General features: G+C 35.2%; 10 protein-coding genes. 6 read left to right on the top strand and 4 right to left on the bottom strand.

The genetic code is table 11. The features are described from left to right. Nucleotides 1–34: 34 nt before the first annotated feature. The 3 genes from QE431_RS12655 to QE431_RS12645 form a co-directional block, all read right to left on the bottom strand. Nucleotides 35–847 carry an SDR family oxidoreductase gene (locus QE431_RS12655; RefSeq protein ID WP_307296385.1) on the bottom strand — a complete coding sequence of 271 codons (813 nt, stop codon included), beginning with the start codon at nucleotides 845–847 and terminating at the stop codon, nucleotides 35–37. 146 nt (nucleotides 848–993) lie between these two features. Then, nucleotides 994–1,656, bottom strand: a complete 663-nt coding sequence (locus tag QE431_RS12650; protein WP_307296383.1) for a bifunctional 4-hydroxy-2-oxoglutarate aldolase/2-dehydro-3-deoxy-phosphogluconate aldolase — start codon at nucleotides 1,654–1,656, stop codon at nucleotides 994–996. 3 nt (nucleotides 1,657–1,659) lie between these two features. Beyond that, a complete protein-coding gene (locus tag QE431_RS12645) occupies nucleotides 1,660–2,109 on the bottom strand; it encodes a YhcH/YjgK/YiaL family protein (protein ID WP_307296380.1) in 450 nt (149 codons plus the stop codon). Nucleotides 2,110–2,370: 261 nt separating this feature from the next. On the opposite strand from QE431_RS12645, the gene QE431_RS12640 reads away from it, so the two are divergent. Further along, on the top strand, nucleotides 2,371–3,351 hold the full coding sequence (locus tag QE431_RS12640; protein ID WP_307296377.1) for a substrate-binding domain-containing protein: 981 nt from the start codon (nucleotides 2,371–2,373) through the stop codon (nucleotides 3,349–3,351). Between the two features lie 68 nt (nucleotides 3,352–3,419). Here the strand turns inward: QE431_RS12640 and QE431_RS12635 are convergent, their stop codons facing one another. Next, the gene (locus tag QE431_RS12635; protein ID WP_307296375.1) at nucleotides 3,420–4,589 is read right to left on the bottom strand and encodes a DUF4861 family protein; all 1,170 of its coding nucleotides are present in this window, start codon (nucleotides 4,587–4,589) and stop codon (nucleotides 3,420–3,422) included. Nucleotides 4,590–4,744: 155 nt separating this feature from the next. Between QE431_RS12635 and QE431_RS12630 the strand changes: the two genes are divergently transcribed. The 5 genes from QE431_RS12630 (at nucleotide 4,745) to QE431_RS12610 (ending at nucleotide 16,175) form a co-directional block, all read left to right on the top strand. Continuing rightward, on the top strand, nucleotides 4,745–5,209 hold the full coding sequence (locus QE431_RS12630; protein WP_134141989.1) for an NUDIX domain-containing protein: 465 nt from the start codon (nucleotides 4,745–4,747) through the stop codon (nucleotides 5,207–5,209). Between the two features lie 89 nt (nucleotides 5,210–5,298). Next, a complete protein-coding gene (locus tag QE431_RS12625) occupies nucleotides 5,299–5,937 on the top strand; it encodes an HAD family phosphatase (protein ID WP_307296370.1) in 639 nt (212 codons plus the stop codon). A gap of 360 nt (nucleotides 5,938–6,297) precedes the next feature. Then, complete coding sequence (locus QE431_RS12620) at nucleotides 6,298–9,225, top strand: triple tyrosine motif-containing protein (RefSeq protein ID WP_307296368.1); 2,928 nt, start codon at nucleotides 6,298–6,300, stop codon at nucleotides 9,223–9,225. 218 nt (nucleotides 9,226–9,443) lie between these two features. After that, nucleotides 9,444–13,394 (top strand): family 16 glycosylhydrolase, encoded by a 3,951-nt coding sequence (locus QE431_RS12615; RefSeq protein ID WP_307296366.1) that lies wholly within the window; start codon nucleotides 9,444–9,446, stop codon nucleotides 13,392–13,394. Nucleotides 13,395–13,520: 126 nt separating this feature from the next. Then, on the top strand, nucleotides 13,521–16,175 hold the full coding sequence (locus QE431_RS12610) for a beta-1,3-glucanase family protein (protein WP_307296363.1): 2,655 nt from the start codon (nucleotides 13,521–13,523) through the stop codon (nucleotides 16,173–16,175). The last annotated feature ends 73 nt before the right edge of the window (nucleotides 16,176–16,248 follow it).

Here is a 16,248-nt window from a genome sequence, read left to right as displayed (position 1 = left end):
AAGGTTTTAGAAACCCTGCAGGACGTGAGAAATCTTAAATGCTTGTTGCAGCAAAACCTCCGTCGACTTTTAAGATTGTTCCAGTTACGAATTTTGACATATCGCTGCATAAGAATAATAAAGCACCATCGATATCTTCTGGTGTTCCAAATCTTCCCATTGGCGTGTGATCGATAATTTTTTCGCCGCGCGGAGTCAGTTTTCCTTCTGGAGTTAATAATAAAGCGCGGTTTTGTTCGCCAATAAAGAACCCAGGAGAAATAGCGTTTACACGAATTCCTTCGCCATATTTTTGAGCCAGCTCAACTGCCATCCATTGTGTGAAGTTATCAATTGCCGCTTTTGATGCCGAATAACCTACAACTCTAGTTAAAGGTCTTTGTGCCGATGCCGATGAAATATTAATGATGTTTCCTGATTTCTGTTTAGCAAAAAGCGCCGCAAAAACCTGAGATGGAAGCATAGTTCCAATAATATTCAAATCGACAACCTTTTGCAAATCATCTGTTTTCATATCATAAACAGCTTGGTCGGGCTGAATTGTCGCACCCGGCATATTTCCTCCTGCAGCGTTAATTAGAATATCCAGACGACCGTATTTTTCTACGATAAAATCTTTTGCCTTTTCTAATTCTTCTTTGTTTAAAACATTCGCCTGAATGGCAAATGCCTGGCCGCCATTTGCTTCTATGCTTTGTACCGTTTTCTCTGCTTTTTCCAGCGATTGAGAAACAATTCCAACAACAACACCTTGTTTAGCCAGAACGTTTGCAAAGTTGCTTCCTAATACTCCCGCACCACCTGTTATAAGTGCAATTTTACCTTTTAGATTGAATATTGAATCCATTATTTAGTTATTTAAAAAATCAATAGTTTAAATTCCAAATTTCAATTTGAAAGATAAAGTATGATTAACATTTAGTTTAATTTTTAAGTTTATCTGATTCCGCTTTGAGTTTGGAATTTGGTATTTCAAAAATTGGAATTTTAATTTTAACCTCTTATTGCTCCAATCAGTTCTAATACTCTTTTAGTCTCATTTTCGATTGTATCGTAAGCTTCGTATTCCATAACATTTTTACTGATTAATTTACTTCCCATTCCCACAGCAGAAACACCAGCATTAAACCAAGTTTCAATACTTTGACGGGTAGTATCAACACCTCCAGTCGGCATAAAAATTAAGTTTGGAAAAACATCTTTGATAGCACTCATAAAGTCTGGCCCTAAAATATTTCCAGGGAAAAGTTTGATGAATTGAACTCCGGCATTTTCAGCAGCAATAATTTCAGTTGGAGTCATGCAGCCAGGCGCGTATAAAACCTCTTTACCAATTAAAAATGAAGCTACTTCAGGAACAAAACCCGGACTTATAAAAAAATCAGCTCCAGCCAAGAAATAAGTTTCTGCCTGTTCTAAGTTTTTAATAGTACCAATTCCTAAAAGCATTCCAGGCATTTCAGTGTTTCTAATTTCAATTAATTTCTTAAAATTAGAAAGAGCTTCAGGGCCTCTGCTGGTATATTCCACGGCTCTAACTCCCACGTTGTAAAGTGTTTTTAAAACAGCAATACTTTTATTTTCGTCAGCATTAAAATATAAAGGAAGCATTCCTTGTTTTAGAATCACATCAATAGAATTCTGAATAGTACTCATGGCTTATATTTTTACTTTAATTACAATTTTTTTCAATTCACCTTCGCCAATCATTGCGGTGTGTACATCTTCAGGAAATAATATGGCAAATTGTTTTTCCTGCAATTGAAAGAAAGTGTCTGGGGCATCATGAAAAAAACGAACATCTCTTTCGTCGCTGTAATCGCCATTTGGGTTTACGCATTTTTCTCTGGGTTTCCAAGCAAAAGTTTCTGGTCCTTTTATTGAAATCTGAATGTCTATGTTTTTGTCGTGGCATTCAAAACCTTTAACGGCTTCTTCTTTCGTATTTCCTTGTCCGACAATTACAATTAGTTTTAAACCTTCGCCAATTTCAAAAGCGCCCTCTTCCAAATTGGCAATATCATTTTGATTTACATAATCGAATGCTTTTTTAAAATTGGGATGCAGAGCGTAATATTTTGCTGCGTTTTGTAGTGAATCTACTATCATTTGGTTAGAAATTTTTTAGTTTTTTAATCGTGTATTTTAGTTGATTAACAGAAAAAAGAATTGTTTTTTTAATGTTATGTGTATATTTGCGTGTGCGTACACGGTATTTTACAAATGTATGTAAAATGAAGTGTAAAACAACTTATTTTTAATAAAATAAATTAAATTTACTGCACTGCTTTTATTTTTTTAACTTAAAAAGAATCAATATCATAACAATTAAGAAAATTGCCGAATTAGCTAATGTTTCTCCGGGAACAGTTGACAGAATTATACACAAAGCGCGGACAAGTGGCGCAGGAAACTGTGGATAAGGTTAATGCTATAATTGAGGAATTTGGTTATAAAAGAAATATACTGGCAAGTAACTTGGCTTTAAATAAAAAATTTCATTTTGCAGTTTTTCTTCCAAAGTCTGAAACCTTGGAGTATTGGAAAAGTCAGGTTGAGGGAATTGAAAAAGCGGCTTTAGAGTTTAGCAAATTCGGAATTGTACTGGATTATTTTTTCTACGATTACAATCTGATCTCATTTCAAGAAACTGTTCAAAAAGTTATGCAGTTTGATTGTGACGGTTTATTATTTGCGCCCATATTTTATGAAGATTCTGTTCAGTTTTTAAAAGAATATCAAAAGAAGAATATTCCAGTTGTAATGATTGATTCTAATATTTCTGAAGGAAATGAACATGCATACGTAGGGCAAGATGCTTTTCAGAGCGGTTATTTAGCGGGAAGATTAATCAGTTTTGCAGTAAAAAATGAGAGACAAGTTTTGATTTTTAAAATTACGAGAGAAATTGAAAGTACTTCGGTATACTTACAGCGTATCGATGGCTTTTATTCTTATTTTAAAGATCATAACGAACTGACGAATTTTAAATTTTCAGAAGTCACTTTAAAAGATTCCAAGATAGATCAGTTGAATTTGGAAATGTTCTCTGGCGTAAGCAGCATTTTTGTGCCAAATTCCAGAGCGTATATTGTCGCTGGATTTTTAGAAAAAAATAATATAAAAGGTGTCCGCATTATTGGTTTTGATTTGTTGAAAGAAAATATCGAATATTTAAATAAAGGAATAATCGATTTTTTAATCAATCAAAGACCAGAAGACCAAGGTTATATGGGGATTAATTATTTGTATAAGAAATTGGTTCTACAAGAAGATGTTGAACGTACACATTATATTCCGTTAGAAATTATTTTGAAAGAGAATTATTTTCCTGTTAGAAAATCAATTTAAACTATTGATAAATTTTAAACCTGACAGGTTTTAAAAACCCGGTCAGGTTTCTCAAAGTGATGAAATCTTTACTTCTTAACCTTCACCACCAAAGGATTATTAATCTTCTCAGCAAAAGCACTCAAATAAGTTTCCCATTCTTGTTTAGTTTGAAACGGACTTCCTTTTTTCCATCCAAAACCAGCATAATAAATTGCTTTATTATTTTTTACAGAGATATTTCCATATAGATTGCTTAAATCTTTTTCATCGGTAACATGATTATCAAAGCTAATTAAAGAACCTTTTGACGCTACTAAACCCATTCCAATTTCAGAATCATCAATAGGCTCCCAGTAACTTAGCCAGCCTTTTTCTAAATTTGTTCCTGTAGTTCCTTTTTTATCATGAAGTGTCAAACCAGCAGCAATAGTTTTGGTTCCAGTAACATTGATTTCGAAGCGAGAAAGCTGGCTTCCATAATCCAAACTGATCAATTTAGATTCGGTTATTCTATTGCCTTTCGCATCCCAATCAGCGTAGGTTAAAATAAAGCTCGTTCGAATTGGGCCATTCGTAATAGTTTTCCAGCTTATAAAATTTTTAGAAAAATAATATTTACCATCCACATTTACAGCAATTCCGCCAATACCTCGGCTTGGACCCACCTGAAAATTATCAAGTCCTTCTCCAGTATCTTTATGATACGTTCCAGTTCCGTTTGTGGTTTTTTCATACCATTTATTAATAATTGGATATTCCACTCTTTTTAGCCAGGCATCAATTCCACTGGTTAATGTTCCGCCTGGAATATTGTCTTCCACCATTTTTTGAGCCACGGGACCGTAAGTTCTAAAAGCGACTTTGTTGTTTTCCCAAGCGTAATCATCTGTTCTTTCTGGAACAAATCGTGAATAACAGCTAGTGACTTTGGACGCAGAAGGATTTGTGCCGACTAAAACCTCAAAATCTTGCTTTGAAGAAGCTTTTATTTTGGGCTGAAACAAAAGAACATCCATAATTCCGTCGCCGTCATTGTCTACAGTCTGGGTTTCTAGAAATGAATTGCTGCTAATTTCTTTTACAGCATAATTTTCAAGTTTAGCATCTGCTTTTAATCCCAGCGTTTTTTTAGTTAATTCAACTGTTTCAAATTCTCGGTTTACAGGCAAATTATTGATAATTGTAATTGTTTTGTTTTGAGATTGAACTGTAAAGTTCGCTGCCAGAATTGCGGTAAGTAAAAGATATTTTTTCATTTTGGATACTGCTTTTTTATTTCATAAAAATACAAATCAAAAAGCAAACAGAAATACACTATTGGAGTAAATATGTACAAATTATTGATAGTGAGAGTAAGTCACAAGAAAGTTAATAATTTAAACTTATCTTTAAATATTAAAATCAAGATAAAATGAAACAAAGCGCCGGCATATTAGCCTATAAATTCATTGATAAAACAGTATTCTTCTTTCTAGTTCATCCAGGCGGACCATTTTGGAAAAACAAAGATTTAGAATCTTGGTCGATTCCCAAAGGAGAGTTTACAGATGACGAAGATCCGCTGGAGGCTGCCATACGAGAATTTAAAGAAGAAACTGGTTTTGAGGTTGATGGAGATTTCATAAAACTGCAATACGTAAAATTGAAATCTGGTAAAGTTGTTCATGCTTGGGCGGTTGAATTTGAATTTGATGAAACACAGCTAAAAAGCAATGATTTTGAAATGGAATGGCCTCCGAAATCTGGAAAACTAGCAAATTTCCCTGAAGTCGACAGAGGAGAGTGGTTTCAAACGCACGATGCCTTAAAAAAAATAAATCCTGCTCAAGCCGATTTTATCGTTCAAATGATTTCTAAAATTTCGGCTTCACTTTAATTTCTTTGTTTTCTTAATGAGATAATTTTTGTAATTTACATTCTTATCATCTGAATCATTTATCAGATTAATTAAATGCAAATAAGAATATGGAAGTGAAGTGTATTATTTTCGACTGCGATGGAGTTTTGGTAGATACAGAAAAAATTGGCAACGGAATACTGCTTGAAATGGCAGCTGAGTATGGTTTTGAAATGGAAATTGAAGATGCATACCGAAATTTTAATGGTCGAAATTTAAAAGATTGTTTTCTTCATATCGAAGATGCCATCGGAGCAAAACTGCCGGAATCTTTTGAAGCAGAATATCGCGAAAAAAGTTTCAAAGCTTTTAAAACAGAAGTAAAGCCGATGGAAGGTGTTGTATCATTTATCGAAAAACTGAATATTGCGTATTGCGTGGCGTCAAGCGGACCTGTTGAAAAAATCAGATTAAATCTGGAAGCATCTGGTTTATTGGATAAGTTTGAAAATAAGATTTTCAGTTCCTATCAAATTAAAAGCTGGAAACCAGATCCAGGAATATTTTTGTATGCCGCAAATGAAATGGGTTTTGAGGTAAGTGACTGTATTGTTTTAGAAGACAGTAAAGCAGGCGTAAAAGCTGGAATAGATGGCGGATTTCGAGTATTTGGACTTGCCAACGGTTATAATAATTCAGATTTGGAAGAAGAAGGCGCAATGCTTTTTTATACTTATGAGGAATTGAGCGATATTCTTGGAGTTTGATTTGTTTCAGGTTTCAGGTTTCAAGTTTCAAGTTCTGAGGGCTTCGACTTCGCTCAGCGTGACAGTAATTAGGTGTAATTGTCGTCGAAGGAAACGTGAAGTATATCTTAAATCTAGATCAAATTTCGATTTTTTCTAATTTTCATATTCTTAAAAACCAATGTAATTTGTTACATTAAAATTAAATTTCATATATTTGAGTTTGTACATTCGTTTTTTTAATGCGTTTTTTATGATGAATTTCTAATGATTCATTAGAAAAATCGGATGATTTAGCTAGAAAAAGACTTTTCCCAAAGAGTCATTTTTTAGAATGTGATTTCCCAAAAGTCACATGCAATTAACCTACAGACAGACAAAATGACGAAATTTATAATTAGAATTTTAATTCTATCACTGTTACTCGTTTCTTCAATCGAAGCCCAGATTAAAAAGATTGGTGTTCCTTTTATAACCAATTATAATCCGAAAACATATAAAGCAGCTTCAGAAAATGGAGATGTCGTACAAGATTCTAAAGGCATGATGTTTTTTGCCAATCACTTCGGAATCATGCAGTTTGACGGTGTACGATGGAGTATTGTCACACAACCCGAAAACAGAAGTATGGTTCGTTCCCTGGCAATCGACAAAAACGATAAAATTTATGTTGGAGCGCAAGGCGATTTTGGTTTTACAGCGCAATTGCCTAACGGCCAATATCGATATACTTCGCTGGTTAAATTACTTCCCGTTTCAGCTCGAAATTTTGGAGATGTTCTTCATATTACTATTCAAAATGGCAATGTAATCTTTTTCTCTTATGAAGGAATATTTATTTATAAGAATAACGAAATTAGGGTTTTAAAATCAAAAGCCAGTTTTGATGATTTTTTTGAAGTTAATCAAGAGATTTATGTTTTGGATAATGAAAGAGGATTATTGAAATTAAAAAGCGACTCATTAATTGCAATTTCAAATGCTCAGAAATTTGCCGGCATGAAGATTAGAAAGATCTTTAAAACAAATAATGGACTTTTATTATGCACACAAAATAATGGACTTTTTATCTATTCTGATAATCAGATAACACCTTTTGTAACGGAAGTTGATTATTTATTAAAGCAAAATCAAATCTCTGCTGGAATTCAGCTTTCAGATGGATATTTCGGAATTGGAACCCGCCAAACAGGATTGATAGTTATAGATGGTTCAGGAAATTTGATTCAGCATATCAATAAACAAATAGGTTTGCAAAATGATTATGTAACAAATCTTAAAACTGATAAAGAAGGAAATTTATGGGTTACGCTTAAAGAAGGTATTTCGATGATTCAGATTTCTTCGCCTTTGTCTAAGATTTTGGACACATCAAATTCAGAAACCAAAATATACTGCAGCCAAATTTATCAAAACAAGTTATACATCGCTACGGATAACGGTTTATTCTCGCTCGATTGGGAAGCTTATAAAAACGGAAATCGTGAAGATGTCAACTTTCAGCATATTTCTGGCATGTCTGAAAATGTTTGGAATATTGGCGTTTTTGGAAATTCTCTTTTGGCTTTTGAAAAAAACGGAATATATGAAGTGTCTGGTAATTCGGCAAAAAGACTAGCAAAAGTAGACGGCGCTTGGAAAGGGATTTTAGTTCCAAATCATCCAGATTTACTGCTTGCAGGCGGCTACAACGGCCTCTATCTTCTTAAAAAAATAAATAATTCTTGGGTGTATCAGCATAAAATAAAAGGTTTTCAGGAAAGCAGCCGTATAATTGAAACGGACAACAACGGCAATTTCTGGATTGCTCACGGTTACAAAGGAATTTTTAAACTTCAATTTAATACCGAATTCGACTCGGTTTCTAATGTTCAGTTTTACAATCAAGAAGATGGTTTTCCGTCCAGTTTATTTTTGAATACTTTTAAAATTGATAATCAGATCTTTTTTGGAACGACAAAAGGGGTTTACAAACAAAGTACATCTTCAAACAAAATGATTCCAGATGCGATATTTAAAAAATATTTGGGAATGGAAAATCACATTCGGTTATTAAAAGAGGATAATCTAAATAATATATGGTACGTTTCTGGAGAAAATACTGGGAAAATGACTAAAAAAGCAAATGGGAGTTTTGCTGTTGAAGAGCTTCCGTTTAGAAAACTTAGATATTTATATGTTCCAGGTTTCGAAAATATTCAGACAACGACAAAGGGCGATGTCTTTTTTGGAACACAAGATGGTTTAATTCATTACAATTCAGTCAAAAACAAGAAATACCAAACCAAATACAAAGCTGTAATTACAGAAGTTAAATGTATTTTTCCAAAAGACAGTCTGCTGTTTTCAAGCCGTTACGATGTGCTTCCGAATAAAACAAAATCTGCGGAAAAAGAAATTTCAAGAGTTTTATCGTATTCTAATAATGCCGTTCATTTTGCTTTTTCTTCCCTTTTTTATGATGAAGCCGATGCTACAAAATATGAATACTGGCTGGAAGGTTTTGAACCAAAATGGTCGGAATACAGTCTTCAAACCGAAAAGGAATATACCAATTTACCTGAAAATGAATATGTATTTCATGTAAGGGCAAAAAATATTTATGATGTTGTAAGCGAAGAAGCGGTCTTTCGCTTTGAAATTTTACCGCCTTGGTACAGAACTTTTTGGGCATACTTATTTTATTTTGCGCTTTATAGTATTGTAATTTATTTAATTGTTAGATATCAGAAATCTGTTGCTGAGCGTCAACGTCGTCAATTGATAGAGAATCAAGAAAGAGAATTGCTTCGAAGCCGCGCAGAACTTAACGAACAAAAACTGACGTGGGAACAACAGAATATGGCTATTGTACGTGAGAATCTTGAAACGACAATAAATCTTAAAAATGCCAAAGTAGCTTCAAATACGGTTAATTTGATTCACTTAAATGAAATTCTACTTTCCATAAAAGAATTGATTGCACAGATTGATAAGAAAAATGATCCGAATGTAAATTTTAGTCTGCTTAATAAAATCAATAAATTAATAGATCACGAATTGCAGGGAGACAAGCATTGGAACGAATTTGAAGAAATCTTTAATCAGTTGCACAATAATTTTATGCAGAGACTCAAAACTAGTTATCCTGAATTGACGCCGCGTGATATGCGATTGTGTGCGTATTTGCGAATGAATTTCAATACGAAGGAAATTGCACCGCTCTTGGGAATTTCTGTAAGAGGTGTAGAAGATACCAGATATCGCATTAGAAAAAAACTACAGCTTCCTTCTGAAGCAAACATAACTGAGTTTATTCTAAATTTTTAGTTTTCCTCATTTAAGTGAAATTTTAAGTGATTTTATGCTTTTCATCGATGATTTGTTACATTTCTTCGATAGTACCGTAGTCAAACCGTACTCCAAAATGTAAGTCTTGCCTGATTTTTTAGTTAATATTGCGTTGTTATTGTCGGAAAATACAAACTATTTTTTTTAAATGGTTTGTATTGAAGAAATAACATTTACTAACTAAAAACCTATTTAAAATGAAGCAAAATGACTTTTTTTTCGGCCGACCACCGAAAAGCAATTCTTATTTATTAAAACAATTTTGTGTTGCAGTTTTATTTCTACTGCTGCCATTTCTGAAAGCCCAAGCTCAATGTAATACGCTTGTTTGGTCTGATGAATTTAATGGCACGACAGTCGATTTAACCAAATGGCAAAGTATCTCAGGAAACGGCTGTCCATCGCTCTGCGGATTTGGAAATGCCGAAGCGCAGCGTTACGAACCAAATCAGGCAACAATTGTAAAAGAAGGAACGAATAGTTACTTGAACATTGAGGCTAAATATCAGCCAACGTCACAGTTTCCAGATCAGCCGTATGCTTCCTCTAAATTAACAACAGAAGGGAAGTACGCTTTAAAATACGGAAGAGTTGAAGCTAGAATGAAGTTATCTAATGGCCAGGGAGCGTGGCCTGCTTTTTGGATGCTTCCCGTAAATGGAAATTGGCCGTATACTGGTGAAATTGATATTATGGAAGCCAAACACAGAAATCCGCAATCTGTAGATGGAACTATACATTATGATGGAAACGGATATCATTTTACAGGAAGAAGCTATAGTTCTCCAACAGATTTATCTTCTGATTTTCATGTTTATGCGGTAGAATGGGGACCAAACTTTATAAAATGGTTTGTTGACGATGTTTTATTTCACACTGCAACTCCAAATACAACAGTTAATGGCGGATGGCCTTTTAACGATAGTCAGTTTTACATTATTTTAAACCTTGCTGTTGGTAGCGCAGGAACGCCATATACCAGTGTAAATGGAGCGGGAGTAGCGCCAGTTCCAGGTGATTTTCCTGCAAAATTACAAGTCGATTATGTTCGTGTTTACGATGGGAGTTTTAAATATGGAGTTGCGGGAGATGCAAAAGTATATCAAAATGAAAGCAGCAAAACTTATTCTATAAACGCTATAACAGGCGCCTCTTATAACTGGACGGTTCCTGCAGGTGCGACGATTACTGCTGGACAGGGAACAAATGCCGTTACGGTAAATTGGGGAACTTCGGGTGGCGATGTTTCTGTAACAGCGACCACTTCCGGCTGTACGGCAAATACATATAAACTAGCCGTTGTAACAGAACCGGTAATTCCTGTCGAGAAAATTCAGGAAGATTTTCAATCCAACAGAAATATTGTTTACGGAAACAAAACAGGAATTTTGACAGAAGCGGTTGCCAATCCTTCTGCAACAGGAATTAATACTTCGGCTTTGGTTGGAAAATATGTACGTAATTCATCTGAATTGTATGATGTTTTCAATATTAAAAATGTAGTTATAAGCAATGCAAATGATTATGTGTACGGAAGAAAAAGAATTTCTTTTGACATTTATACTTCGGCTCCAGTTGGAACTAAAATTTCGATGCAGCTTGAAAATAGTTTGGTAACCACAGCCACTAATTATCCGTCTGGAAGACACAGTGGTTATAAAGCGACTACTACGGTTCAAAACAAATGGGAAACTATTGAATTTGAGTTTGAAAAAATAATAGATCCAAACACAAGTGCTTTGACAATCAATAATATTGCTTTCCTTTTTGAATCGAATTCAAATTCTGGAGCAACCTATTATTTTGATAATCTGCTGACACGAGCAGCGCCAGAAAAACCAATTATTGCAACCGACGTTTTGCAAAATTACGATGGCATCAATAAAATCATAAAAGGAACTACAACTGGAACGTACTCTGTTGTGGCAAATCCGGGATCAAATTCTGTTAATTCATCTGCAAATGTGGCGAGGTATGTTCGAAACGCGTCAGAACAGTATGATGTTCTTTTCTTTAATACACAAACTTCAATCGAAGATGCTGGTTTATTTAAAAGTCAGACCAATAAAATTATGATTGACGTTTATACCTCGGCACCAGTTGGAACGGTTGTAAGCATGAATTTTGAAAATAGTGCCACTTCGCTTCCAGCCAATTATCCAACGGGAAGAAATAGCAGTTACGTAGCCATTACAACCAAACAAAATCAATGGGAAACACTGACTTTCTATTACAATTCAAGTCCGGATGCTGGAACTTCGAATCTGGCTGTGAATCAAATGGTTTTATTGTTTAATTCAGGTTCTTATACAAACGATACGTATTATTTTGATAATATCAGAATTGGTTCAACCAAACTGCCAGATACTTTTACACCTGGAGTTGTTTACGAAGATTATCAAAATACCCATAACATTACTTTTAGAGACGCTATCGGAACGTATACACCAAATATAGCAAATCCGAATGCATCGGGAATTAATACTTCTTCGAATGTTGGAAAATACGTTCGTAAGTCCACAGAAATGTATGACAATTTCTCTTTCAATACGACTTTAAACAATATTGGAGATTTTAAAGCGGGCACAAAAAAATTCGCCATGGATGTATATACATCTGCGCCGGTTGGCTCTATAATTTCTTGGCAGGCAGAAAGCAGTGCTTCGGTTCCTGCAAATTATCCTGTTGGGAGACATAGTATTTATCAGGGAGTTGTAAAACAAAGCAACGCTTGGCATACGATTACTTTTACCTATGTGAGTACGCCCGATGCTTCGACTTTAGATAGTGAAGTAAACCGCTTTGTATTTTTATTTGAACCGGGAACAAATTCTGGAAACACTTATTATTTTGATAATATCAGAGCTTTAAATTTAGTTTCTACAGAAACACCAGCAGGATTGCCATCACCTTGGATTAGCACAGATTTAGGAGCTGTTACCCCTGCGGGAGAAGCATCACATTCTAATGGAACTTTTACAATTAAAGGTTCAGGAAATGATATTTGGGAAACAAGCGATCAATTTCAATTTGTAAATCAGTCTATTACAGGAGATGCTGAAATTATTGCTAAAGTAAATTCGTTAACGAATACCAATACGTATGCAAAAGCTGGAGTAATGTTCCGTGAAACACTTACGCCGACTTCTAAACATGCCATGACAGACGTAAGTGCTGCAGCCGGTATAGAATTTTTATCTAGAGAAGCAACTTCTGGAGTAACAACAGCCCAAGTTGTGGCAGGAACAGCCCCAAAATGGATTCGTATCGTAAGATCTGGAAACACATTCACTTCTTATTCATCTGATAATGGAACGACATGGACACAAGTTGGAACGCCAAAAACGATTACAATGGCTAATACGATTTATGTTGGAATGGCAGTGACATCTCACGCGAACGGAACTTTAGCAACAGGAGTTTTCAGCGATGTTATAGTTCGTACTATTACATCAAACCCAAATGTCAATTTAGCTTTAGGCAAAACAGTAACAGCTTCTACAGAAGAAAATGCAACGCTTTCTGCAAATAAAGCAACTGACGGAGACGGCACAGCATCAAGATGGGCAAGTTCTTTTGCCAATGCAACAGAATGGATTTATGTCGATTTAGGAAGTAATTACACTCTTAATCGCGTAGTTTTAAAATGGGAAGCGGCTTTTGCAACTCAATATAAAGTACAGCTTTCGACAGATAATGTTTTCACCGAAAATGAAACAATAAATACGCAGACAGCCAGTGATGGAGGTACGGATGATTTAACGGTAAGTGGAACAGGAAGATATCTTCGCATTTTATGTACAGCAAAAGCTTTGGCTCCTTACGGATATTCATTGTATGAAATTGAAGCTTACGGATCTTCGTCAACAGCTAGAATGGCTTTGAATGTTGCTGAAGAACCTCTGGCGGAAGAAGCTGTTTTTGCAGTGTATCCAAATCCGACCACAAATTATGTTCAAGTTTCATCTCCTGAAAACCTAGACAATAAAGTCATTACGATTTATGATAATTCTGGGACATTAATTTTGCAAAACAAGCCTCAAGGAAATGAAAGCGTAATTGACGTGAGTAAACTTCGCAGAGGAATCTATATTCTAAACTTCAAATCAGACCAAAAAAGCTGGAGTAAGAAGTTAATTAAGAAATAATTTTTAAATCCGTTGGGTGCAATTCAAGGAGGGCATACCAGTTGTACCTGACGGATTTAGTTAGTCATTTATTTGAAAATGACTTTGGTTTTAGAATCTATTTATTAACCCCAAAACTATTTAGATATGAATAAAATTAGACTTCAAAGATTTTCTTTTTTGATGACACTTTTTTTAGTGTTTTCAAGCCTAATGCATGCTCAAGGGCCTGTACCATTTACGATTAGTAATAATTCGACGTTTGCCGACAGCGATTTATATGTTGCCATTGTAGGAATCGATTATACTACAGGAAATCACGTTTGGGTAAATGCCAAAACGAGTCAGGTTTTACCAATGAATGCGTCTTATAACACAGTTACAGGACCCACTTATGGCGGAAATACAGGACCAGGACAAAATTCTAAATATGCAGCTTGTTTTACTAAGCTGAGTGAAATTCCAAATAAGACCTTCACATTACCTTTAATTGCAGGATGCAGGGTTTTTATTTCTAAAGGTTCGCAGTTGTATTTCTACTTTTTTGGTGCTAACGGAGCTCCGTCGGGATATGCATCGCCAAATCCGCAGAACGCAACAGATCCGAATCAGGGCATTTTGTATGAAATGATCGAATTGACCAATAATCAATATGGTTTCTTCGGAAATCCAACAAGAGTAGATTCATATAAATATCCAATGGGATTGGAGCTGTTTGGAGCTAACGGTTATCAAAAGAAAGTGGGAGACTTGAAAAAGCACGCTGATATTGTTGCTGCTTTTAAAGCGAATGTTCCAGCAGAATTTCAAGGATGTGTCAATGATGCAACTGGAGAAATTACAGCTCCGTCTAAAACTCCAGCTTATGCCGAAGGATCTGGGCCATACGCAAACTATTTAAAATCATATATCGACGCAATTTGGAACAAATACAAAAATGAGGATTTAATTTTCTATGCGGGAGATGCGGGAGTATTCAAAGGACGAGTTATTGGAGAACAACTAGAAATGGTTGGACAATCTGGAGCTTTTGTTGGAAGAACAGGACGTGTACAAAACCGACCAACAACGCAGGAAGCGCTTGAAGGAAAAGGTGTTTTGGACAGAAGATTGGTTGACGGAGATTTAGATCTTGTAATTCAGGCGCAATTAACAGCTGCGATTAATCGACATGTGGTAAATACAACAACGACAAATCCTGGACAGCAGAATTGGTATGATGCATCGAAATATTATCAAGTAAATCCAACCAATCATTATTCTAAATTCTGGCATTTACCAGGAATTAATATCGATAATTTGGCTTATGGGTTTGCGTATGATGATGTTGCCGATCAGTCGCCATCGCTTCATTCGCCACAGCCAACAAAAGTTATCGCAACATTTGGGGGTTATTACGGACTTACTACGCCTTCAGTTCCAGCTACAACAGATGTAATAACAGTTTACAAAGATTGCAATTACACTGGTTTCTCTGGCGGATTGACAATTGGTGATTACAATCTAGCTCGTTTAAATTCTTTAGGTGTTTTAAATGATGATATTTCTTCACTAAAAATTACTCAAGGTTATCAAGCGATTTTATATCAAGATGATAATTTTACAGGTGCATCAACAGTAATTAATTCCGATAATTCTTGTTTGAATACTACTTGGAATGATAAAGTAAGTTCGATTAGAGTTATTGCAAACGGAACAACGACTTTAGGAAACCAAACTTTCTTTCTTCAAAACAGAAATAGCGGTTTGTACATGGACGTTTGGAATTCCAGCATGTCAAACGGAGCAGGAATCAATCAAGGGGCTTTGAATTCTGGAAACAATCAGAAATTTACTTTCACGCATTTAGGTGATGGAATGTACAAAATCATTGCAAACCACAGCGGAATGTCAATGGATATCAATAACTTCAATAAAGCCAATGGCGCAAGAGTGGAGCAGTATCCATACAATGCCACAACAAATCAGCAGTTTATTTTGGTTTCAACTGGTGATGGCTATTATAAAATTGTTGCCCGTCATAGCGGAAGAATTGTTGAGGTGGCAGGAGCAAGTACAGCTTCTGGAGCAATTGTGCAGCAATGGGATAATAACAACCAGACTTGCGGACAATGGAAATTAGTTCCAGCTACAAGTTCGCAGACTTCAGTTTTAATTCAAGCAGAAGATTATTCAGCGATGAGCGGTATTCAGGTTGAAGCAACAACAGATACTGGAGGAGGTTCAAATGTTGGTTATACAGAAACAGGTGACTGGTTAGCGTATAATAGCATTAATTTCCCAACAACTGGTTCTTATTTAATTGAATACCGAGTGGCAAGTGCTGTCAATGGCGGAAGATTATCATCTGATTTAAATGCAGGTGCTATTGTTTTAGGAACTGTTGATATTCCAAATACTGGAGGATGGCAGAACTGGCAGACCGTTTCTCAAACCGTAAATGTTAATGCAGGAACATATAATTTCGGAATCTACATTCAGAATACAGGAATGAATATCAACTGGATTAAAATTACAAAAGTAGCGGGAGGAACAGCACGAATGGCTTCAGTTGAAACAATTGAAGAACCAGCCGAAACAGTTTTAAATGTTTATCCAAGTCCAGTTGAAAGCACACTTTATGTAACAGCAGATCTTTCTGGAGGAAGCGTAAAAATTGTAGATTCTCAAACAGGATCTACTGTAGCATCTCAAAAAATCAACAACAATAGTTTTGATGTTTCGCATCTTAGAAAAGGAATCTATTTTATAGTTTTTGAAAAAGAGGGTAAACAAACGATCAAACGATTCATAAAAAAATAGTTTTAAAAAGTGATCTCAGGCTTTAGATTTAGATAATAAATTAGGTAGTGTTAGTTCTACGAAATTAGATTTC

This window comes from Flavobacterium sp. SORGH_AS_0622, from assembly GCF_030818825.1.
In the GTDB taxonomy this organism is placed as follows: Bacteria; Bacteroidota; Bacteroidia; order Flavobacteriales; family Flavobacteriaceae; genus Flavobacterium.
This window is presented reverse-complemented; position numbering and strand designations above follow the sequence as displayed.